Source organism: Dyadobacter ginsengisoli DSM 21015 (genome assembly GCF_059568735.1).
Window position 1 is genome coordinate 578,577 of the sequence record NZ_JCANTY010000003.1, and the last position, 21,204, is coordinate 599,780.

Annotated in this window: 17 protein-coding genes and 1 tRNA gene; 11 read left to right on the forward strand and 7 right to left on the reverse strand. The window is 48.2% G+C overall.

Going from position 1 to position 21,204, the window contains the following annotated elements; genetic code table 11:
* Positions 1–29 precede the first annotated feature (29 nt).
* Entirely contained in the window at positions 30–2,972 is a 2,943-nt protein-coding gene (locus BP71_RS13120; RefSeq protein WP_496379848.1) for a DEAD/DEAH box helicase, read from the forward strand.
* A 106-nt stretch (positions 2,973–3,078) separates the two neighbouring features.
* Here BP71_RS13120 and BP71_RS13125 read toward each other — a convergent pair whose 3' ends face one another.
* The 3 genes from BP71_RS13125 to BP71_RS13135 form a co-directional block, all read right to left on the reverse strand.
* A complete protein-coding gene (locus BP71_RS13125) occupies positions 3,079–4,389 on the reverse strand; it encodes an adenylosuccinate synthase (RefSeq protein WP_496379850.1) in 1,311 nt (436 codons plus the stop codon).
* Between the two features lie 79 nt (positions 4,390–4,468).
* On the reverse strand, positions 4,469–4,972 hold the full coding sequence (locus tag BP71_RS13130) for a Fur family transcriptional regulator (RefSeq protein ID WP_496379852.1): 504 nt from the start codon (positions 4,970–4,972) through the stop codon (positions 4,469–4,471).
* 128 nt (positions 4,973–5,100) lie between these two features.
* Positions 5,101–7,389 carry a RelA/SpoT family protein gene (locus BP71_RS13135; RefSeq protein ID WP_496379854.1) on the reverse strand — a complete coding sequence of 763 codons (2,289 nt, stop codon included), beginning with the start codon at positions 7,387–7,389 and terminating at the stop codon, positions 5,101–5,103.
* Positions 7,390–7,557: 168 nt separating this feature from the next.
* Here BP71_RS13135 and BP71_RS13140 point away from each other — a divergent pair.
* Positions 7,558–7,639, forward strand: a tRNA-Leu gene (locus BP71_RS13140).
* Positions 7,640–7,802: 163 nt separating this feature from the next.
* On the forward strand, positions 7,803–9,155 hold the full coding sequence (tig, locus tag BP71_RS13145) for a trigger factor (protein ID WP_496379856.1): 1,353 nt from the start codon (positions 7,803–7,805) through the stop codon (positions 9,153–9,155).
* Between the two features lie 61 nt (positions 9,156–9,216).
* Here the strand turns inward: tig and BP71_RS13150 are convergent, their stop codons facing one another.
* Complete coding sequence (locus tag BP71_RS13150) at positions 9,217–9,594, reverse strand: helix-turn-helix domain-containing protein (protein WP_496379858.1); 378 nt, start codon at positions 9,592–9,594, stop codon at positions 9,217–9,219.
* A 250-nt stretch (positions 9,595–9,844) separates the two neighbouring features.
* Here BP71_RS13150 and BP71_RS13155 point away from each other — a divergent pair, with 250 nt between their 5' ends.
* The 5 genes from BP71_RS13155 (at position 9,845) to BP71_RS13175 (ending at position 15,046) form a co-directional block, all read left to right on the forward strand.
* Entirely contained in the window at positions 9,845–10,519 is a 675-nt protein-coding gene (locus BP71_RS13155; RefSeq protein ID WP_496379860.1) for a ClpP family protease, read from the forward strand.
* A gap of 256 nt (positions 10,520–10,775) precedes the next feature.
* A complete protein-coding gene (clpX, locus tag BP71_RS13160) occupies positions 10,776–12,020 on the forward strand; it encodes an ATP-dependent Clp protease ATP-binding subunit ClpX (protein WP_496379862.1) in 1,245 nt (414 codons plus the stop codon).
* A gap of 110 nt (positions 12,021–12,130) precedes the next feature.
* Positions 12,131–12,826: an SDR family NAD(P)-dependent oxidoreductase gene (locus BP71_RS13165; protein ID WP_496379864.1), complete on the forward strand. Its 696-nt coding sequence runs from the start codon at positions 12,131–12,133 to the stop codon at positions 12,824–12,826.
* A 132-nt stretch (positions 12,827–12,958) separates the two neighbouring features.
* Positions 12,959–13,918: a 1-phosphofructokinase family hexose kinase gene (locus BP71_RS13170; RefSeq protein WP_496379866.1), complete on the forward strand. Its 960-nt coding sequence runs from the start codon at positions 12,959–12,961 to the stop codon at positions 13,916–13,918.
* A 66-nt stretch (positions 13,919–13,984) separates the two neighbouring features.
* Positions 13,985–15,046 carry an NHL repeat-containing protein gene (locus BP71_RS13175; protein WP_496379868.1) on the forward strand — a complete coding sequence of 354 codons (1,062 nt, stop codon included), beginning with the start codon at positions 13,985–13,987 and terminating at the stop codon, positions 15,044–15,046.
* Between the two features lie 31 nt (positions 15,047–15,077).
* Here BP71_RS13175 and BP71_RS13180 read toward each other — a convergent pair whose 3' ends face one another.
* Positions 15,078–15,803, reverse strand: a complete 726-nt coding sequence (locus BP71_RS13180; protein ID WP_496379870.1) for a hypothetical protein — start codon at positions 15,801–15,803, stop codon at positions 15,078–15,080.
* A 197-nt stretch (positions 15,804–16,000) separates the two neighbouring features.
* On the opposite strand from BP71_RS13180, the gene BP71_RS13185 reads away from it, so the two are divergent.
* Positions 16,001–18,331 carry a TonB-dependent receptor gene (locus BP71_RS13185; protein WP_496379872.1) on the forward strand — a complete coding sequence of 777 codons (2,331 nt, stop codon included), beginning with the start codon at positions 16,001–16,003 and terminating at the stop codon, positions 18,329–18,331.
* Positions 18,332–18,370: 39 nt separating this feature from the next.
* Positions 18,371–18,925, forward strand: coding sequence for a hypothetical protein (locus BP71_RS13190; protein WP_496379874.1), 555 nt, complete (start codon positions 18,371–18,373; stop codon positions 18,923–18,925).
* Between the two features lie 77 nt (positions 18,926–19,002).
* On the opposite strand, the gene BP71_RS13195 is transcribed toward BP71_RS13190, so the two are convergent.
* On the reverse strand, positions 19,003–19,413 hold the full coding sequence (locus tag BP71_RS13195) for a Fur family transcriptional regulator (protein WP_295926964.1): 411 nt from the start codon (positions 19,411–19,413) through the stop codon (positions 19,003–19,005).
* Between the two features lie 191 nt (positions 19,414–19,604).
* On the opposite strand from BP71_RS13195, the gene BP71_RS13200 reads away from it, so the two are divergent.
* A complete protein-coding gene (locus tag BP71_RS13200; RefSeq protein WP_496379876.1) occupies positions 19,605–20,000 on the forward strand; it encodes a MerC domain-containing protein in 396 nt (131 codons plus the stop codon).
* Here the strand turns inward: BP71_RS13200 and BP71_RS13205 are convergent, their stop codons facing one another.
* On the reverse strand, positions 20,001–21,197 hold the full coding sequence (locus tag BP71_RS13205) for a serine hydrolase (RefSeq protein ID WP_496379878.1): 1,197 nt from the start codon (positions 21,195–21,197) through the stop codon (positions 20,001–20,003). It lies immediately after the preceding gene.
* Positions 21,198–21,204: the final 7 nt, after the last annotated feature.

Consider the following 21,204-nt stretch of genomic DNA (forward strand, 5'->3'; position numbering starts at 1 on the left):
TCAACAGAAATTCAGCCAACGATAGACTAATGAAAGTTTCCCCCTCAGAGCCATTTAAAATTGTCTATTCAATTCTTAACCATGAGTATCTGGGGTACATCTTCGAAGCCTTTGTGGTCCAGCTCAACAGCCAGGGCGACTTTTCCTTTCAGATCCAGAACATTTCTTCCAAAAACATCAAAGAATTCAGATCAGGGCTAGATACCCGGGATTTTGAACTGGTAAAGCTGATTGACGACATTCAGCAAGATGCGGTTCTTAAAAAATTCAATGCAAAAAAACTGAATGCAGTTGATTTCTTTCTCAAAGCGTATGATCCGCAAAAGGGCGACAAGTTGATTCAGGAAGCCATTGCAGGTTATCTGGAAAACTGTAAATCCCGCATTCTCGAAAGGCTGGCCGGAAAAGATATTTTTATCATGGGGAATGATGGTAACCCATTATGGAAACCGGTTGTGTGGGAGAATGAAAAAGCCACAATCCGGTTCCATTTCATCCGGAATGAAGACAATACGCATTATTTCCCGACGATCCGGCATCGTATGCAAAAACTGGAATTCCAGTATAAGAACGCGTTCCTGATTGGTGAAGATCCGGCATGGCTAGTGCTCGACGGCCATCTGTATCATTTCGAAGGGAATGTCGATGGGAAAAAGATTAAACCCTTCCTGGCTAAGAAATTCATCGCCATTCCGGGACAGGTCGAGGAGCAATACTACGGCCGTTTCGTTGCGCCGCTCATCGCGTCGTATGACGTTGTAGCCCGTGGTTTCGAAATCCGGAACGTATCCTCTGTTCCCAAAACCATCCTGACCATTTCGGAATATTCGTCTAACCCCAGAAAATCCCCGGTGCTTTTCCAGGACAATGAGGACGTTGAAGTTCTGGAAGAAGAAGACAACGATGTCGCATTTGACCTCTCCTTCCAGTATGCCGGATTTTCTTTTCATTATGACAGCTTCGCACATCCGTCCAGCGTGCATATGGAAAAGAAGGGAAATGATTACTTTTTCAATAAAGTCAAGCGAAGTATAGATGTAGAAAGCCAGCATGTGCGAACGCTCAAGGAAATGGGCCTCAACATGCGTAATGGCAAAGTGCAAATGCCCAAATCGGAAGCATTCGGCTGGCTGCAAGGCAAGGCGATCGCGCTTGCGGAACAAGGTATCTTGGTCAGGCAAAACACCAGTGACACCAAACGGTATTTTCTGGGCTACTCCTCGCTCGACATCTCCATCCAGGAAGGGCGCGACTGGTTCGATATCAACGCAAAAGTAAGGTTCGGAGAATTTGAAATCCCTTTCATCCAGCTCCGTAACTATATCCTGAACCGTAAAAAGGAATTCCTGCTGCCCAACGGGGAAATAGCAGTTATACCAGAATGGTGGTTTACCAAATATTCCGAGTTCTTCTCATTCACCGAAAGCGGACATGACGACGATCAACTTCGCCTGCGCATGCACCATCTGGCATTGGTTCAGGAATTGAAAGAAGAGAACCTTGCCAGCGCAGTGATCAGCCACAAGCTGGAAAGTCTGCGTGATTTTGACCATATCGAACCGGCCGAATCCCCTGTCAATTTTCAGGGCCTGCTACGTCCCTATCAGAAGACCGGGTACGACTGGCTCCGTTTTTTGAAACACTATCGGTTCGGAGGCTGCCTGGCTGATGATATGGGTCTCGGAAAGACCGTTCAAACACTGGCATTATTGCAGTCGGAAAAAGAAGGTGGTGTCGATAAACCGTCGCTCCTTATCATGCCCACTTCGCTATTGTATAACTGGCAATTGGAGGCGGGTAAATTCACGCCTGACATACGTGTGTTGCTCTATACAGGTACCAATCGCGAAAAAGATACTTCCCAGTTTGACAACTATGACCTGGTACTGACATCCTACGGCATTGTTCGCCTGGATATCGACATTATAGAAGACTACCGGTTCAATTACGTGATCCTCGACGAATCGCAGGCGATTAAAAACCCGGCATCAAATATTACGAAGGCTGTGCGACGTTTGAATTCGGCTCAAAGACTCGTACTAACGGGCACACCCATTGAAAATAACACGCTGGATCTCTGGTCGCAAATGTCATTTGTAAACCCCGGGCTGCTGGGAAGCCAGGTATTTTTCCGGGATGAGTTTCAAATCCCGATTGAAAAAAAGGGCGATGAGGAAAAAACGAAACGTCTGTATAACCTCATCAAGCCATTTATCCTGCGAAGACTAAAATCCCAGGTCGCAACCGATTTGCCGGAAAAAGTCGAAAGCATCCAGTATTGTGACATGTCCGACGAACAGGAGAAAGCTTACGAAGAAGCCAAGGCCTATTACCGCAACCTGATCCTGCAAAGCATTGATTCGGAAGGGATTTCCAAGTCACAACTGGTGGTACTCCAGGGATTGACCAAGCTCAGACAGCTTGCGAACCACCCTGTGATGGTAGACCCGGATTACACACACGATTCCGGTAAGTTTGAAGACGTGCTCTACAAGCTGCAAACCGTGATGAGCGAAGATCATAAAATATTGATTTTTAGCCAATACATTAAACACCTCGACTTATTCAGGCATTATCTCGATGAGAAAGGAATCAGTTATGCATACCTGGATGGGGCTACCCGCGACCGGCAAGAGCAGGTGCAGACCTTTCAGAGTGACGAAAGCATTAAGATATTCCTGATATCACTGAAAGCCGGCGGATTGGGGCTTAATCTCACTGCGGCTGACTACGTATTCATCCTCGATCCATGGTGGAACCCGGCTATCGAAGCACAGGCGATCGATCGGGCACATCGCATCGGTCAGGACCGGACGGTGTTCACCTATAAGTTCATTACCAAAAACTCGGTGGAAGAAAAGATACTCGCATTACAGCGGTCCAAGAAGCAACTGGCCGATGATCTGATTTCGAGTGAGGAAGGATTTATCAAATCGCTGACACGGGATGACGTTCTGAATCTGCTGTCTTAAAACGACTGTCCCCTGAGCAGAGTCGAAGGGTATTGCGTGATGCATTTCTCTTCGACTCCGCCCAGGGGGACAACAACATTGTGCACTCCTGACTATACTTTAACCACTACGCTTCCGCGGCAGCAGCCTGCGCGGCGGCGGCTTCACGGCTAATCAGCGCCTCACGGTCGGGGCCGGTTGAAATGAATGTGATCGGCAGATTCAGTTCTTCTTCCAAAAACTTCACGTAGGCCATTAATTCCACCGGGATCGCGTCGAAATCGCGAACGCCGTCGAGTGATGTTTGCCAACCTTTGAACTCCTTGTAAACCGGCTCTACGCCTTCGTCACAAAGATCATATGGTAGCTGGTCGGTCAAAGTGCCATCAGCCAGGCGATATTGAGTACAAACTTTGATACTGTCAAAAATAGTAAGGACATCCACCTTCATCATGATCAATTGCGTAACGCCGTTGATCATAATGGCATATTTCAATGCGGGCAGGTCAAGCCATCCTGTGCGGCGCGGGCGACCTGTGGTAGCACCAAATTCGCGCCCTTCCTGCCGGATCTTTTCGCCTATCTCGTCATTGAGCTCCGTAGGGAAAGGTCCGCTTCCTACACGTGTACAGTAAGCTTTGAAAATACCGAAAACTTCGCCGATCTGACGTGGCGCAATGCCCAATCCGGTGGAAGCACCGGCAGTCATGGTCGTAGAGCTGGTCACAAACGGGTAAGAGCCGAAATCGATGTCCAGCAATGAGCCTTGTGCACCTTCCGCTAAAACCGTTTTACCTTGTGTCAGTGCGTCGTTCACGACATATTCGCTATTCACCAGCGTGAATTGCTTCATAAATTCGACTGCATCGAAGAATTTTTCCTCTGCCTGAGCCAATGTTTCAGAATAGTCGAACGAATAGAAATCAAGGATCACTTTATGTGCATCCACCAGTTTTTGGTATTTGTCGGCGAAGCGCGGAGAAAGAACATCTCCTACGCGTAAACCCAGGCGAGCAACTTTATCCTGGTAGGCCGGACCGATACCGCGCAGCGTAGAACCTATCTTGGAATCACCTTTCGAACGCTCGTAGGCAGCATCGAGCAGCGCGTGGGTCGGGAGGATCAGGGAAGCCTTTTTAGACACGAACAAGTTGCTGATCAGATCCAGGTTATATTTCGCAAGACCTTCTATTTCTCTTTTGAACACAACCGGGTCCAAAACAACGCCATTTCCGATGATATTCTGGATATCATTCCGAAAAATCCCCGACGGGATCTGGTGCAGAACGTGTTTGATACCGTCAAACTCCAATGTGTGTCCGGCATTAGGGCCACCTTGAAAACGGGCAACAACCTGATAACGTGGCGCCAGGACATCCACAATTTTTCCTTTTCCCTCGTCTCCCCATTGAAGACCAAGTAGTACGTCAACTTTCATTCAAATATTGGATTACTGAAACTTATATGGTGTAAGTGGCCCGGCAGTGCATGCATTACCGGGCCTGATCGTGATAATATTATCTGTCTTCGTAAACTGCGGTAGTCTCCCGCGGCGTCTCATTGCGGTTCTGGCAGTTTTCCTTATTACAGTTTCCGTAGAAAATAAGCGAATGGTGCATTACACTGAAATTCAGCATTTCGCCTACCATATTCTGGATCGACTGGATTCTCGGGTCGCAGAATTCCATCACCTTATGGCAATCGGTGCAGATGAGGTGGTCATGTTGCTTATTGCCATAGGATTTCTCGAACTGTGCCAGATTTTTACCAAACTGATGCTTGGTTACCAGGTCGCAATCGACCAGTACATCGAGTGTATTGTAAACGGTTGCCCGGCTCACCCTGTAACGCTTGTTCTTCATGCTGATGTAAAGCTCGTCTACATCAAAGTGATCTTCCCTGGTATAGATCTCTTCCAGTATCGCAAACCTTTCAGGTGTTTTGCGAAGTCCTTTATTTTCCAGGTAAGCCGTCAATATTTTCTTAGCGGCCTCGAAATTTGGTTTGCTGGCTTGTGGCATATCTCTGATAATCTTGCGCGAAAATACGCTTTTTTACTTAAATCATTCTCACATTCGCAAGCATACTCTTGCTACCTCATTAATTACCAATCCAATAAACACATTGAATCAGCAATCGTTCACTGCATTCACTTTCCGTTCAGGTTTGTATCGAAGCGCTGCACATTGTAAACGCCTTCTACCTGTTCCAATTTGTTGATCAGTATATCCAAGTGCTTGGTATCCTGCACATAAAGCTTAATATCTCCATTAAAAACCCCGTCTTTCGTGTCGATCGTCAGCCCCCGCATGTTGATGTGCAGCTCATTGGAAATGATACGCGTTACATCGTTCACAAGTCCCACGCGATCAGTACCCGAAAGATAAAGCCCGGCCAGAAACGCCTCATCCTTGCCAGACCATTTGGCTTTGATAATCCGGTTGCCATGCTTGGACATTAGTTCAGCCGCATTCGGACAGGTAGTCCTGTGGATTTTGATCCCTTCGTTGATCGTCACAAAGCCAAACACGTCATCTCCCGCAATGGGATTACAGCACTGGGCGAGCTTATAGTCAATTTTATCCATATCGTCACCGATCAGCAACGTGTCGCTGTCCGCACGATCGCCATGGATATGTTTCAAAAACTTGGTCAGCGACTTTCCGTCACTTCCGCTATTGGGTGCCAGATTACTAGACGCCCCATTCTCAACTGCTTTCCGCTCCTTAGCATCCCGGTCTCTTTTGAACCTTTTCAGCTCGTCGAGCTGGATATAACCTTTACCGATGCGATAAAAGAAGTCTGTTGTCGTTTTACACTCAAAAAATGCCCTTAACTGATTGACTACCTCGGCAGTAGTGTCCATTCCAAGGATCTTGAGTTTTTTCTCCACCATCTGCCGCCCATCCGTCTCATATCGGCGGTTTTCCTCTTTAAGAAAATCCTTGATCCTGGCTCTCGCTTTCGAGGTTACAACGATCCGCAGCCAGTCTTCATTAGGTTTCTGTTTACTGGATGTAATGATTTCGATCTGATCGCCATTATTCAGAACATAGCTGATCGGAACAAGAATCCCGCCCACCTTGGCCGCCATACAATGCGCACCCACTTCGGAGTGAATATCAAAAGCAAAATCGAGCGCCGTCGAACCCGCTTGTAGGACTTTCAGTTCGCCTTTCGGTGTAAAAACAAATACTTCTTCATTAAAAAGATTGCTACGGAATTCATCCAGAAATTCGATGGCCGCCGTTTTATCGCCAAAACCGTTCTCGAGCGTCTCACGCACCTGTGTGATCCATTGCTCGATATTCCCTTTGACTTTCGTGTCATTGCCTTTGTATTTCCAGTGAGCTGCATAACCCTTCTCCGCAATCTCATCCATTCGCGAGGTCCGTATTTGCACCTCCACCCACTGCCCGCTCTTGCTCATCACGGTCGAATGCAACGACTGGTAACCATTGGCCCGCGGCGTGCTCAAAAAGTCTTTTAAACGATCCGGGTTAGGCTTGTAGTGGTCGGTGACGATGGAATAGGCCTGCCAGCAGATCGCCTTCTCCCTGTCACTTTCGGGAGGCGATTCAAGTACGATCCGGATAGCGAACAGGTCATATATTTCTTCAAATGGCTTATTCTGCTTCCGCATTTTATTCCAGATCGAATAAATCGACTTGGGACGGCCTTTCAGAATAAAATTCAACCCTGCGGCCTCCAGATCCTGCGCTATGGGCTCCATAAACTTGGATATGAAACGGTCACGAATGTTTTTCGTCTCCCTAAGCTTTCTGGCAACGGCCCGGTATTCCTGAGGTTCGGTGTATTTCAGGTAAAGCTCTTCCAGCTCCGACTTAATGCTATAAAGCCCCAGCCGGTGCGCCAGTGGCGCATAAATGAATATCGTTTCAGAAGCAATCTTTAGCTGCTTGTCCCGCGGCATGCTATCGAGCGTCCGCATGTTATGCAGGCGATCGGCCAACTTGACGAGAATCACCCTGACGTCATCCGACAATGTCAACAGCATTTTCCGGAAGTTTTCCGCCTGCTGCGAAGAACCATATTCGAAACGTCCCGAAATCTTGGTTAAACCGTCAATGATTTTGGCAACCTTCTTTCCAAACAGCCGCTCTATATCGTCGATCCCCATGTCGGTATCTTCCACCACATCGTGCAGCAATGCAGCCACGATACCGGTGGTACCGAGCCCGATCTCCTCAACGACGATTTGTGCCACTGCGAGCGGATGGTAGATGTATGGCTCCCCCGACCGTCTGCGCATGTCTTTATGCGCATCAACGGAAGTATAAAAGGCTTTTTTGATTAGTTTAGCATCATTATCCTTCAAAAAAGGTTTGGCTGTTCTTAAAAGCCTGCGGTATTTTTTGAGGATGTCCTTACGCTCCTGTTCAAGGTCAATGTTGAGGGATTCAACCAGTTGCTCCACTGCTATATTCTAATTGGTATGCTTCACCAAAATAACAAATTTTAGCGACATTTTTCAATATGTTTTTACCCAAAGATAAAATTTAAGAAAAAGTTTGGATGTTTTTAAAAATTAAGGATACCTTTGCACTCCCAATTCGACAATCGGGTCGAAAACGGGGATAAGTGAGCGGGCGTGGCGGAACTGGTAGACGTGCTAGACTTAGGATCTAGTGCCGCAAGGCGTGGGGGTTCGATTCCCTCCGCCCGTACAGAATACAAGGGAATGACGGGGCGTCAGATTCCTGTTTGTTTGGGATGATGAGCTGCTCCGTAGTATTGAAACCCGTCAAATGCCCTCAGGACTTCGTTTTGAGGGCATTTTTATTTTTTTCAGTTCAATGTAAAAGGTATTTACCAATAGCTTAGCGACACATGGAAGTTTTGTTAGAAAAGAGTTCGCCGACATTAGCCTCTCTGAAAGTAACGTTGACCAAGGATGATTATCAGCCCAAGGTAGATAAGACGATAAAGGATTACTCTAAACGCGTGAATCTGAAAGGATTTCGTCCTGGCAAAGTACCATCCCATGTGATTCAGCGCATGTATGGTAAAAGCATTCTGGTTGATGAAGTCAACAATATCCTGAGTAATGCGGTAAGCACTTACATCCGGGAGAATAAATTGCAGGTGGTAGGTGATCCTGTTCCGGACCGTGAAAAAGCAGCGGAAGTAAACTGGGACAATCCTGCTCAGTTCGAGTTCAGCTACGACCTGGGCGTTGCGACCGATTTCGATGTAAACCTGTCGGAACTCCCCGCGATCAAGCGTTACACCATCAATGTAGATGAGAACGAACTGACCAAAACGGTCGACAGCCTGCGCGAGCGCTTCGCTGACAGCATCCACCCGGAAGTAAGCGAGGCCGACGATATGATCTTCGGAGAACTGAAACAGGAATCTACTGAATTCACTACCCGCACTGCCATTCCTACCAAACAGGTAAAGGAAGGAGAAGTGGCTAAATTTATCGGCGTGAAGAAAGGTGATGTCGTCACTTTCGACATTCAGAATACATTTAACGATGAATCGGCAATCGCCCACGTTACCGGTAAAAAGAAAGAAGACGTTTCTGAACTTTCCGGAGAATATACGTTGACTGTTGAAGACATTACACGTTCAGCACCTGCACAATTAACCCAGGAGTTCTTCGATAAGGTATTGGGAGCCGGACAAGTTGAAAGCGAAGAGCAATTCAACGAAAAAGTACTCGAAATCATCAAAGGCAACTACGAGCGTGAAACAGAAGCGCTGCTTCGCAGGGATATCGAGAATGCATTACTCGACGGTATTGCAATCGAATTGCCGGAAGAGTTTCTGAAAAACTGGCTCGAACGTACCAATGAAGGCAAATTCACCCGCGAGCAGATCGATGAGCAGTTCGGCGATTTTCAAAAATCACTGAAACTGAGCCTGATTAAAAATAAAATCGCTGACAAAGAGAGTGTTAAAGTAGAATATCCTGAAATCCTGGCCTTCACCCGTGAAATGGTAAAAGGACAATTTGGTATCTACGGCGACGACGAAGCGATGAAAGAGACCATCGACCGCGTAGCACAAGGTTATCTGGCCGACAAAGAACGTGACAACTATACGAGCGTGTTCAACCAGGTGTTTGACAACAAGGTTCTGGAAACGATCCGCGGCCAGGTGAGCACCGACGAGCAAACCATCGAAGTAGGCGAATTTGAGAAACTGGCGAAAGGCGAAGTGGAAGCCGAAGCCTGATTTTCAGGAATCATAAAAAGCATTTTTTTTCACCGTCCCGGTTCATCCGGGCGGTGTTTTTTTATTTAAAGCCGATCCGCTCGCGCTCCTCTCCTATTTGCCGGATAATGCCGTCGCCGAACCATTGCTTGAATTTCAGACGCCATTGATCCAACTCATTTTGCAAGCGTCGGTTCTCAGCCAGCAGTCGGGTGTTCTCCTGACGAAGCCATTCTGTTTCCGACATGGATACGTCAATGCCCAGCAATTCGGGCAGCGGTACGTCGAGCAACTTCGCTACATTTTCGAGCCTCGAAACCGAAAGCTCGGTCCGTCCGCGTTCGATATCACCGTAGGCTGTCGTGGACAAGCCCAGCATATCTGCCATATTTTCCTGAGACAGCCCTTTTTGCAGGCGAATCTGTCTGATTTTTTCTGATAAATTGGATGTCACGTTCATAATGTCCGGTTATAATGCGTGGGTATAACGTTTTTATGCTGCAATGTAATCACTTGACGGCATCGCTGGATGTCGCATTTTTCGATAATTTATCGCCGAAATTGACAAGGATTATTCGGTGAAATAATCAAATTTGTGCCATGCAACCCGAAAACCATGGGCGATATAGCTAGAAACTAACCTATATTGCTTTTTGTTCTCGAAGCCAGTTGCCCTTTAACTATTGATAAATTAAAATTTAAATTTTTCGATGAATTACGGAAATGAATTTAGAAAATATGCCGTTCACCACCTGGGCGTGAATGGTCTGACCGTGGACGGTTACATGAACCACACTGTTGAAAACATGACCCGTTCGGTGATCGAGGAACGTCCGATGAACTTCCGTGAAGTTGACGTTTTTTCTCGTCTGATGGCAGATCGTATTATATTTATGGGTACCGGTGTGGACGACAATATCGCCAACATTATTGTAGCCCAGCTCCTCTTCCTTGAATCGGCGGATCCTAAAAAGGACATCCTCATGTATATCAACAGCCCGGGCGGATCGGTGTATGCAGGTTTGGGAATTTACGATACCATGCAATATGTACGTCCCGACGTTGCCACTGTATGTACCAGCCTCGCGGCATCCATGGGTGCAGTGTTGCTCGCAGGCGGAGCAGCCGGCAAGCGTTCAGCCCTTCCGCATGCACGTGTGATGATCCACCAGCCTTCGGGAGGTGCCCAGGGTACATCTGTCGACATCGAGATCACGACCCGTGAGATCGTGAAGCTCCGTCACGAGCTGTACGAAATCCTGGCAAACCATACGGGCCAGACTGCTGAGCAAATCGGCTTGGACTCGGATCGCGATAAATGGCTAAAAGCCACTGAAGCAAAGGAATACGGCCTGATCGACGAGGTTTTGACCCGCGACAAGTAACCCAAAATCCTTTTCGGACGAAATGCCCTGACAGCTATGTTGTCAGGGCATTTTTAGTATATGGCCGTCGGTTGATTTGGTAACCCGGTCAAAAAACCGGAAATTTGCAGAATAATAACCGCTGATTTTCAAATGAACAGGGGACTTGAACATTAAATGTTGTCTTCTTGTTAAATTGACTTACCAGGTTTGTTTAGTTCGGCTTCTGCATCAAGTCAGGGTCGGAAACATCCACCAAACTGTTTAAACCGAATCAATGGCACAAGTAAGTTGTTCGTTCTGCGGACGTAAGAAAAGCGAAGTAGATTTGCTGCTTTCGGGAATCGACGCTCATATCTGTAACCACTGCATTGCCCAGGGGCATCAGGTAGTCACTGAAGAGCTGGGGCCGAAAGAGGATAAGAAAGAGAAGAAATCAAAGCTTCCGAAACTAAAATCCATCCCCCCCTCTGAAATCAAGCATTTTCTTGAACAATATGTGATCGGCCAGGACGAAGCAAAGCGTTCTCTGGCCGTGGCAGTGTATAATCACTACAAACGTCTCAACCAGGTTAGTACCGAGGATGATGTTGTGATCGAGAAATCAAATATTATCATGGTGGGCGAAACCGGTACCGGTAAAACCTACCTGGCCAAATCCATTGCCCGTATTCTTCAGGTTCCCTTCTGTGTGGCAGATGCCACGGTGGTCACCGAGGCTGGTTACGTGGGCGAAGACGTCGAGACGATCCTGACACGTCTGTTACAGGCTGCCGATTACAATGTCGAGGCTGCCGAACGGGGTATCGTATATATCGATGAGATCGACAAGATCGCTCGTAAATCAGACAACCCGTCCATTACCCGCGACGTGAGTGGTGAAGGCGTTCAGCAGGCATTGCTGAAACTGCTCGAAGGATCGATTGTCAACGTGCCGCCGCAAGGCGGACGCAAGCATCCCGATCAGAAAATGATTTCGCTGAATACCGAGAATATTCTTTTCATATGCGGTGGTGCATTCGACGGAATTGAAAGACACATCGGAAAGCGGATCAATACGCGCCCAATCGGATTCTCCGGAGACAGCCGCATTATCGAGATTTTCGACAAGGGTAACCTGATGCGTTACGTCACCGCGATGGATCTCAAATCTTTCGGGTTGATCCCTGAATTAATCGGCCGTTTGCCGGTCCTGACGCATTTGAACCCATTAGACCGCGAAACTTTACGCCGCATTCTGACGGAGCCCAAAAACGCATTGGTGAAACAATATGGCAAGCTCTTTGCGATGGAAGGCATTAAACTACATTTTGAAGAGGCAGTGCTGGACTATATCGTAGATCAGGCCATGATCTACAAACTCGGAGCCCGGGGCCTGCGGTCGATCTGCGAATCCATCATGACGGACGCCATGTTCGACCTCCCTTCACAAAAAGATGTAAAAGAGTTCACGTTGTCGCTCGACTATGCCAAAGATAAATTTGAAAAATCTTCTATGGCATTACTTCGCTCAGTGGCCTAGCAGTCATCTCATTAGGTTTTCCCGAAGCGCCCTGTTTCTCTCAAAGATCCAGGGCGCTTCATTTTTCATGGCAATAGTCCTATTTTTACATTAAAATTCAATAGGAACTGATGGAAAACTGGCTAACAAATAAATCGATCGTTGTCATCGGCGGCACAACCGGCCCGGGACTGTCTGCAGCACAGGCGTTTGTCAGACATGGCGCAAATGTTGTCGTGGTCGGACGTCACCCTGAAAACTGCCTCATGGCAGAACTTAACCTGGGCAGCAACTCAAGAGCCAAACAAGGTGATGCGACTCATCCTCAGACCGCATTGGACGCCATTCAGCTTTGTATCCGGGAATTTGGGAGCTTTGACGCGATTTATCACGTGTCCGAAGAAAGTGGCGAACCAGTACTGGACGGACCACTGCATCATCTAACGTTGGAAAGCTGGCGAAAGGCCCTGGATGCTCACCTCACATCTCTCATGCTCTCCAACCAGGCAGCTGTGAGGGCTTTCATGGGTATGAATAAAGGGGGAACTATTCTAAACCTTAGCCCCGAAAACATTCAGACAGACGCCTCTCTCCCAAACCATACACATTCCACTGCACAAGCTGCCGCGATAGGATTTTCAAAATCCATAGCGGCGTCTTATGCGGCCCATCATATCCGGGTTAATGTAATTTCGGCAGAAGCGGCCATGCCTGCTGACCTGGATGGTGCAGCGGTGTATCTGATGTCGGATTATGGAAGGTTTACGAATGGCCAGGTGCTCGTGATCGACGGTGGCCGGAAGGTGATGGAAGAACAGTATCAGTAGGCACGGGAAACGTCTGCGCTGTGAACAAATTGCTATAAACGCAGGGAGAATCGCTTTTTTTCTTTTATTCGCGTAAAATAGTCAATCAGTTGTTTCAAAACTGTTGATTTTAACCCAGACAACCGAACTCCTATGGCAACCGGACCCATTGTAACGCTTACAATAAATCCTGCTCTTGATAAAAGCTCCAACGTATCCCGTATCGTGCCTGATAACAAGTTGCGATGCGAAACTCCCAATTTTGAAGCCGGAGGAGGTGGGATCAACGTGGCGAAGGCCATTCACCGCCTTGGCGGAAATCCGATTGCGATCTTCACGGTAGGCGGCCCGACCGGACAGCGGTTGCACAAACTCGTCAAAAGCGAGGGAGTCGAGACGATGGTAATCGAAACCAAGCAATGGACGCGCGAAAATTTTCACGTCCTGGAAACCAGTACCGGCTTTCAGTACCGTTTCGGGATGCCGGGGACAGAAATGATGCCTACCGAGGTACGCGCCATTCTGGAAACCATGGAGGAACTGGATCCGAAACCCTCCTATATCATCGCCAGCGGAAGCCTTCCGCCCGGAGTACCTTCTGATTTTTATGGACAGATTGCCAAAATAGCCCATTCCCAGGGCGCGCGGTTCATTGCAGATACTTCCGGCGACGCACTCCGCTATTCCACAGAGGCCGGTGTATATCTTTTGAAACCCAACATTATGGAGCTAAGCGAACTCGTAGGAGTCGATAAACTTGAAATGGACGAGGTGGATGATGCTGCCAGGGCACTGATCATCCGCGGGCAATGCGAGATCGTCATCGTTTCAATGGGCGCGATGGGAGCCATGCTCGTAACCGAAGACCAGGTAGAGCACATTCCCGCCCCTCCAGTACAGCCCAAAAGTACCGTGGGCGCCGGAGATAGCATGTTGGCAGGTATCGTTTGGACTTTGTCGCAGGGCAAATCCTACCGTGAGGCCGTCAGGATGGGTGTTGCCTGCGGAACCGCCGCTACCATGAATTCAGGTAGTGAGCTTTTCCGGATGCAGGACGTAAACCGGCTGCTTGACTGGCTTAACCGCTACGGAAAACGCTATTCGGCCAGCTAGTCAAATCCATTCCAAGGCAATAGTAAGAAAGAAGGCGTGCTGTCTTTTCCCAATAAAAGACTCGTTATGTCCGATACACATTCCCGCCGTCAGTTCGCGAAAATAACCGCTGTAACTGCGGCCGCCCTTACATTCAAGCCATTTTACATCCTGCATGCCAAACCCAGGGCCGATGGAGAAATCATTGGGCATGGATCTCATCGCTACAAGGTTCATCAGGGCTGGGGGAACCTCGACTCCTCGCAGTTCCCGGTCAACAACTGTCACGAAATGGTCCAGGATAGCAAGGGCAGACTGATCATGGTAGGTGATGAAGTGAAGAACAATATTCTGGTCTACGACCGGTCGGGTAAGCTGCTGGAAAGCTGGGGGCACGAATTCCCCGGGGGGCACGGGCTAACACTCTGGAATGCCAACGGCGAGGAGTTTCTTTTCATCAGCGATCCTAACATCGGGAAAGTATTCAAGACCGACCTTAAAGGAAAAATCCTGCTGACGATCGAGCATCCCTCGAAAGTAGGCGCTTACAAAGAGAGCGACGCATTCAAACCCACCGAAACTGCCATCGGGCCGGACGGTACCATTTATATCGCCGATGGGTATGGTTCGCAATGGATTTTGAGATATACACCAAAAGGAGAGTTTATTGACAAATTTGGCGGCTCCGGTGATGCCGACGGCCAGTTCTCGACCGCTCACGGTGTCGCAATCGATTATCGCGACAAGTCCAACCCGACCTTACTTGTCACTTCACGGGCGCACAATGCTTTCAAGAGGTTCACGCTGGACGGGAAATACCTTAGCACATTATTCCTTCCCGGTGCATTTGTCTGTCGCCCCGTTTTCAAAGACGATACATTATACGCCGGTGTTTGCTGGTCGAGGTTGCGTTACCTGAATCAGACCCCCAATTCGGGTTTTGTCACGATCCTCGACAAAGCTAATAAAGTGATCTCCAATCCGGGGGGCACCAAACCGGAATACAAGAATGGCGAACTACAGCTGATGTTGCAGGAAAAACCCATTTTCATGCATTGCCATGACGTCTGTGTGGATAACGACCACAACATCTACGTCTGCCAGTGGAATGCGAAGAAAACTTATCCCGTAAAACTGGAAAGAGTTTAAGACCGGGCGTCAGGCTGGTTCGCGGGTGATACTAGCGGATCAGCCTGATGGTGATCCCGTTGACAGCCATAGTGCCAATCGTCAGAATTCCGTAGGCTATGCCTATGGGTATTTGGGGAACTAGCCAGGCCACGCCCACCAGAAACGCTACAAATCCGTAGCCTGCCAGTAGTAATCCATATAAGATCCTGGTTGCAGCATCAGAGCCCTGCTGAGAATGCGTGAAAACCGCGAGCGTCGACGTCATGATCGGAAAGGGCGTCAATATTCCACTCCAGGTTGGCCCGAGATAATCGGCCGCCTGCGTCAGCAATACTACAAAAAAGGTAGCCACCAGCATGCGTAACGGAATATCAAAAGCAGGTTGTCTTTTGACCTCCGCTTTAGATTTCGGTTTTGGAAAAAAATAAAGAACTAAGGTCAAGACCAACAGATTCAGACCCACAGCAGCGGGCATCGAAATATCACGTCCAAGCGACATCAGCGCAATCACGAAAAAAACACCATAGCTGATCAGGACGGTGGGTAGCCACGCCATGCGCGAAGATAACTTTGCATATACCAATGCAAACAGTATGGTCCCGACTGAGCCCAGTAAAGCCGAAGTAATGGTCGACGCAGCGAATGCGGCGCCGTGTTCCAACGCAATGAAAAATGAAATGGGGCCTGCTACCCAAGGAAATCCGCCAATCCAGCCTCCCAGACCCTCACCCCACTTACGAACGGCCAGCGTCACGCCGGCGATCAGCGGTGGCATGAGAAGAATCTTTGTTAAAAGCAGTTCAGACAATGGTTTAAAGCGGCATAAATGGAGCACAAATTTACATTCCAGACCCTAATCCCTGGAAAAAAGAGGAAAATACTTCTGTATTTTAATTGCAACACAGTTGCAATGATCGTATTTTTGCAACGTTGTAACAAAAAGATCATAGCCCACTTTCTGGCAGCCAAGCAATGTCCCTCGCAAAATCCATCTTTCTCAGTGTACTGTTGTGGTTATTTTCAATAGTCAGTTTTGCTCAAAAAACGGCTTGCGAATGCTTCATCAAAGGGGTTGTCAAAGATCAGCATACCGGACAGCCTATCGTAGGCGCCACAATTTTAGTTGTAGGACAGAACAACGGTGTATTTACGGATGGGAATGGTCGGTATGAACTACGCAACCTCTGCCCCGGAAACTATACATTGGAATGCCGTATTATCGGATACAACGCATTTCAGCAGAAAATAGACCTTACAGAAGGCCATGAAGAGAATTTCAACCTCCTCGAACAGGAGGTCCATTTGAAAGATGTGGAGATCACAGCCCACCGTACGGATGCGCCTTCTTCCCAGCCGCTGACCACCATTTCAGGAACGGATCTCGATAAAACGCGTGGGCAAAACCTGGGCGAAAGCCTCAAAGGCATAACCGGTGTAACCACCTTGCAAACCGGCTCTTCCATCGCCAAGCCCGTCATTCACGGCTTGCACAGCAATCGCGTATTGATCATGAACAACGGCGTGCGGCAGGAAGGCCAGCAATGGGGCTCCGAACATGCCCCGGAAATAGATCCGTTTATCGCCACCCGCCTTTCGGTTGTGAAAGGAGCAGCGGGAGTCCGGTACGGGTCCGATGCGATAGGCGGGGTCATTCTGGTGGAACCCGAAGAACTGCCTGTCGACAAGCCAATGAGCGGTGAACTGAATGCTGTCGGATTCACCAATGGAAGGCAAGGTGTCCTTTCCGGTACTGTCCAGGGAGGCGTCAAAAGTTTCAAAGGCTTTGGCTGGCGGGCACAGGGGACGATCAAGCGCGGTGGTAATATCCGTACACCTAATTATTTCCTCGACAATACCGGCATTAGCGAAAACAATTTCTCGCTGGCTACAGGTTATAGGAGTAAAGGTTTTGGGATTGACGTATTTTACAGTCGCTTTGACACCAAAATCGGCATATTTTCAGGTTCCCACATCGGCAGCGTCACCGACTTGCTGAATGTGATTAAAAATGGGGAACCACTTATCAAATCGGGTTTCAGCTACGCCATTAACCGCCCCAACCAGAATGCTACCCACGATCTCTTAAAAGCCGAAGCGCATTACCATTTCAAGGATGGAAACCGGTTCCAGTGGACCATTGCGCGCCAATACAATAACCGCAACGAATTCGACCTGCACCGACCACGCAACGATTCCATAGCGGCACTCAACCATCCCGAACTGACATTCAAACTCACTTCATTAACAAACGATGTGGTCTGGGACCACAAACCTATTGCCGGCAAAATTGCCGGGCAGCTTGGCGTAAGTACTTTATACCAATATAACCTCATGAGCGGCCGTCCGCTGATCCCTAACTTCAATCAGTTCAATATCGGGATCTTCTGGATTGAGCGGTATGTGACAAGCAAGTGGGAGCTGGAAGCAGGACTACGCTACGATTACCGGACATTGAAAACCTACCGGATCGTGAACCGCGAAAAGCTCGCAGATCACTTCGATTTCTCCAATTTTTCTGGAACTGCCGGCGCAACCCGCAACTTTTCGGAGCGCCTTTCCACTCGTCTTAACGTGGGTACCGCCTGGCGAGCACCTAACGTGAGCGAGTTGTTCAGCGACGGCGTACACCACGGCGCAGCCGCATACGAGAAAGGCGACGCAACTTTGCAACCCGAAAAGGCGCTCAATTCCATTGCCAGTGTCAAATATGCGGCCCCGAAATGGGGCCTGGAGATAGGCGGCTATTACAATTACATTTTTGATTTTATATATCTCAAACCACAACCGGAACCCATACTGACGGTTCGTGGAGCTTTTCCTTATTTCAAATACACCCAGACGGACGCTTCTTTCAAAGGTATCGACGTTTCCGGAAGCTGGGAATTTGTCAAGCGTACGACTGTTTCAAGCAAACTCAGTTACCTGAGGGTATACGATCAACGGAACGATGGTTACCTCGTAATGATCCCACCGAACAGACTGGATAACCAATTGAAATATCAGCTAAGCGACGGTACCAAATGGCGCGACGGATTTGTTTCGATCGGAAACCTGCTTGTGGCAGAACAAAAACGTGTACCGCCCAATAGCGACTACCTGCCACCACCCAAAGCTTATTCGCTTTGGAACCTCCAAGCAGGAGCCACGATCCGGGTTGCCGAAAAGCAGCAACTCGAAATCGGTATTAACGTGCAGAACGTGTTCAACACCGTGTACCGCGATTATCTGAACCGTTTCCGGTATTACACCGACGACATGGGCCGGAATGCATCCCTGCGCCTGAAATGGAAGTTTGGAGCCTGAGAAAGCAATTTTAAGTACCCAATACATAAACTACTACGTATGAAAATGAACCGTAAGTTGACCTGGATGTTACTGGCTGGAATAGTACTTTCCTTTGCGCAATGCAAAGACTCTGGCGACGATGTAGAACCGGACGATGAAAATGAGCTGATCACATCGGTAACCCTGAAATTTACCGAACAGGGAACTTCCAGCGTGAGCACCTTTTCTTACAAAGATGCGGATGGGGACGGAGGAAATGCACCAACGAAGTTCGATACCATTTCTTTGAAGCCGAATACGACTTACAACCTGGCTATCGAACTGCTCGATGAGAGCAAGTCACCTGTGGACGATATCACTAAAGAAGTAGAAGAGGAATCGTACGAGCATTTGTTCGTTTATACCCCCACACCTGCTACGTTGCTGACTTACACCTATGGAGATAAAGACAAAAATAACTATCCCATCGGTCTGACCGGCACTGCGGTTACCGGGGCCGCAGGTGATGGCAAACTAAAAGTGCAGCTTCGCCACCAGCCCGGCGCGAAAAACGGCACGCCAACACCCGGCAGCGACGATGTCAACCTTGATTTTGCATTGAAAGTGAAGTAAAATTAGAATATATTGTCAGCCTGAGCGGAGTCGAAGGCATCTTGCGCGAAGGCCTTTGACTCCGCTCAGGCTGACAATCAATTGCATTTCGGGCAGACGCCCTGTATCAGCAGATTGAAGTTTTCCGGATGATAGCCCTCCGGCAGTTGTACCGCAGGAATGTGCAGGTTTTCAAGACAATTGGTTTCACCGCACGAACTACACTTAAAATGAATGTGATCGTGATGGTGTTTTTCCTCTGAACAATTGTGGGAGCACAATGCATATCGGAGCCCCTCATCGTCCAGTACTTTGTGTATAATGCCCTTTTCGAGGAAAGTTTTTAAAGTCCTGTATATCGTTACACGATCATAATTCTCTCCCAACGCCCCTTCCAGGTCACCGTGCGATAATGCGTTCTTTCGGTTGATAAATGTTGAAAGCACGTCTTCCCGACAAGTCGTTGTGCGCAGGTGGTGTACTTTCAGCGTATCTCTTAACTGGTCCATTGTTTCCAACAGTTTGATAAATTCCTCCCTCCTAAAACCTTTCCTGCCAAAGTTAAGTTCTAACCCGTTCAAATTCCAAGCTTTCGCGTTACACTTTCGCCGCCCGGCCGTTGATACATGAAAAATATTCTGCAACCCTGTTGCAAGTCAAACCAAATGCGCTTATTTTTGCAACATTATTGTATCTAGAAATGAAAGCAGTACACTCACATGGCAAGGCCGACTACATTGGAATCCTGGGTTCTGTGTTGTGCATTATACACTGCCTGCTGGTTCCCGCATTGGCGTTTGGCTCTACGATAGCCACGCACCACCACACGCACGTTGGCCTGCTTTCTCTGGACTACCTTTTCATCATTGTCAATGGAGTTGCCGTGTACTACGCTACACGTGAGCACCGGTCATTACCTATCCGCCTGCTGCTGTGGAGTGCATTGATACTGTTTTCTGTTTCGCTGATTTTCGAAAACAAGCACGTCGCATTCTCGTGGCTGGGGTATGCAGGTTCAGGCTTGCTGATTATCGGCCATCTGATCAATCTGTACATCTGCCAGATCGCTCCGCGGATGAAGTGGAAAACCCGCTGATCATTTATCGTACTCTACTTCGAAACGGCTTAGATCAGGTCTGTTAACACGCTTACGGCTCAATTCATATTCAAAGATCGTCTTACCCAGATTGGCCATGAATGGAAAGCCTATCGTCTCGTAATCATATTTGCTGTCATTCAGGATACCATCTTCATTGCAGTAGATTACGGCGGTCAGCATAAATTCAATCCCCTTCTCGAAATCCGCGATATAGGCATTATCCAGCAGAAAGCCATACGCATCCCCGCATTTATTGAATAGCCTGATATGACGCGGTAGCCGGGTTTTTGTTGCTCCAAAAAGCAGGAACTTCACGAAACCATCATAGTAATCGTCTGTGTAGCTCGCGGGATAACTGGTTTCCACCGGGAACTGCGACATGTACTGATACATAAACCGGTAATCCTCCTCTGTAAGGTTGAATCGCTGCGAGGCGGGTACCTGATCCGGGAAAAACAGGGTTTTCAACAGGCGATGCTGTTCTTCCAGCGGGAAAAAGTTCTTTTTAGTGAAATCAAAAGGTTCGTTTACAAGCTCATTCCCCTTCATATATCCCTTTCCCAGCATTATTGTCCCGGGCGCATTGTATTCCTTTTCGCAATATTTTGCCGGTTGCTCAAAAATAATCTTCCCGTCCTGTTCAAAACGGATGGGATTAGTATACCGGTTATTCTCCGGCCCGATAGGCGATTCCAGCCTGTGCAGGATACGGCTTTCTTTAAAACCCTTCCGGTGCAGGCTGTCATTGAACTCCTGCTGGCCGATGAATTCGTAAAGCCGGTTGAATGCGTCATTATCACTGGCGAGTAAAATCTTCCTGGCATAATGTGCTACCGAGGGCAAACCATTCTCCGAGCTGGTATCCGCCGTAACAGCTGTTTGCTCCGGCCTCACGGCATCCGTAAACATGGGGGTATGCTTACCAATGCCCAGTTTGTTCAGTTTCTCAAAAGCCAGTGCCACTGCCGGCAACTTAACCGTACTCGCCGGATAAAAATACTCACTGCTATTCAGCCGGTATCCATGCGTAGTAAAATGCGGGACATTGTTTTTATTCCTGTCAATCTTCGTATAGAGAATCTGAATACGGTACTTTTCAGGATTTTTGAGGATTTCCGAAAACCGTTCCGGGTGTTTCTTTAATAACTTTTCAATGAAATTATCGGGGGACACCTGCGCAGTTAATGACGTCACTATCAAT

Bases quoted from the DNA above. Each gene is read 5' to 3' on its own strand.
- BP71_RS13120 (WP_496379848.1), top strand. From the start codon at position 30: ATGAAAGTTTCCCCCTCAGAGCCATTTAAAATTGTCTATTCAATTCTT.
- BP71_RS13125 (WP_496379850.1), bottom strand. From the start codon at position 4,389: ATGAAAGTTGACGTACTACTTGGTCTTCAATGGGGAGACGAGGGAAAA.
- BP71_RS13130 (WP_496379852.1), bottom strand. From the start codon at position 4,972: ATGCCACAAGCCAGCAAACCAAATTTCGAGGCCGCTAAGAAAATATTG.
- tig (WP_496379856.1), top strand. From the start codon at position 7,803: ATGGAAGTTTTGTTAGAAAAGAGTTCGCCGACATTAGCCTCTCTGAAA.
- BP71_RS13150 (WP_496379858.1), bottom strand. From the start codon at position 9,594: ATGAACGTGACATCCAATTTATCAGAAAAAATCAGACAGATTCGCCTG.
- BP71_RS13155 (WP_496379860.1), top strand. From the start codon at position 9,845: ATGAATTACGGAAATGAATTTAGAAAATATGCCGTTCACCACCTGGGC.
- clpX (WP_496379862.1), top strand. From the start codon at position 10,776: ATGGCACAAGTAAGTTGTTCGTTCTGCGGACGTAAGAAAAGCGAAGTA.
- BP71_RS13165 (WP_496379864.1), top strand. From the start codon at position 12,131: ATGGAAAACTGGCTAACAAATAAATCGATCGTTGTCATCGGCGGCACA.
- BP71_RS13170 (WP_496379866.1), top strand. From the start codon at position 12,959: ATGGCAACCGGACCCATTGTAACGCTTACAATAAATCCTGCTCTTGAT.
- BP71_RS13175 (WP_496379868.1), top strand. From the start codon at position 13,985: ATGTCCGATACACATTCCCGCCGTCAGTTCGCGAAAATAACCGCTGTA.
- BP71_RS13180 (WP_496379870.1), bottom strand. From the start codon at position 15,803: ATGCCACCGCTGATCGCCGGCGTGACGCTGGCCGTTCGTAAGTGGGGT.
- BP71_RS13185 (WP_496379872.1), top strand. From the start codon at position 16,001: ATGTCCCTCGCAAAATCCATCTTTCTCAGTGTACTGTTGTGGTTATTT.
- BP71_RS13190 (WP_496379874.1), top strand. From the start codon at position 18,371: ATGAAAATGAACCGTAAGTTGACCTGGATGTTACTGGCTGGAATAGTA.
- BP71_RS13195 (WP_295926964.1), bottom strand. From the start codon at position 19,413: ATGGACCAGTTAAGAGATACGCTGAAAGTACACCACCTGCGCACAACG.
- BP71_RS13200 (WP_496379876.1), top strand. From the start codon at position 19,605: ATGAAAGCAGTACACTCACATGGCAAGGCCGACTACATTGGAATCCTG.